The following is a 902-nucleotide window of genomic DNA, read 5'->3' on the forward strand; positions in this document are numbered from 1 at the left end:
TAGCTCGGTTCACTTAATTGAAGCTCCCTACACTAGTGAAAAAGTACTCAATCACTTTCTAGATAAGCAAACGTCAATAGCCTCAGATGAAGAAACGCCTATAACACAAGGTTTAAAAGGCAAAAAAATATTAGTGGCAGAAGACAATAAAATTAACCAGCTAGTAGTAAACGAGACACTCCTCTTACTCGGCGCAGAAATCACGTTTGCCAACAATGGCCTAGAATGTATTCAATGCTTACGAGAAAGTCAGTACGACCTGATACTGATGGATATTCAGATGCCAGAAATGGATGGCTTAGAAGCTACACAAATTATTATCACAGACTCGCTTGCTCCGGACACCCCTATCGTTGCATTGACAGCGAATGTCTTTAAAGAAGATATTGACACTTATATTGCTGCAGGAATGAAGGCCCACCTGCCCAAACCCTTCGAGCCTGAAGCCTTATGCCAACTTATTGAAGAGCTCAGCTAAAATCAGCTCTAAGTATCATCAAATAACCGCGCTATGAACACTTTATTAAATTGCATACCCTTACTCCCAAAACCCTATCGCGGGTTAATGTTCGCTAATAGTACTAAACAGAGCTAAATCCTATGAGTGTACTTATACACTCATAGCCAAGGTAACGAGCAATAGCTAAGATCTACTCTCTTAAGAATGAAACCAGTTCATTTTTCGGCATAGGTTTAGCAAAATAGTAGCCCTGGAATACATCGCAGCCATTGGCTGCCAAAATATCAGCCTGTTCTTTAGTTTCTACACCTTCAGCGACGACGGGAATAGATAAACTCTTGCTTAAGTTGATAATACTTTTTGCCAGTAGCCAATCCTGCTCGTCAATCAAAATATCATTAACGAAGCTTCGATCGATTTTCAGTTCATTGATAGGTAATTT

Annotated in this window: 2 protein-coding genes; one reads left to right on the forward strand and one right to left on the reverse strand. The window is 39.9% G+C overall.

Going from position 1 to position 902, the window contains the following annotated elements:
• On the forward strand, positions 1 to 478 hold a 478-nt coding region (locus A3729_RS01085; protein WP_156497560.1), incomplete at its 5' end, for a response regulator.
• A gap of 172 nt (positions 479 to 650) precedes the next feature.
• Here A3729_RS01085 and A3729_RS01090 read toward each other — a convergent pair.
• Positions 651 to 902, reverse strand: a 252-nt coding sequence (locus tag A3729_RS01090; protein WP_156497561.1) for an EAL domain-containing protein, incomplete at its 5' end; no start/stop codon positions are given.

The organism is Oleiphilus sp. HI0043, assembly GCF_001634935.1.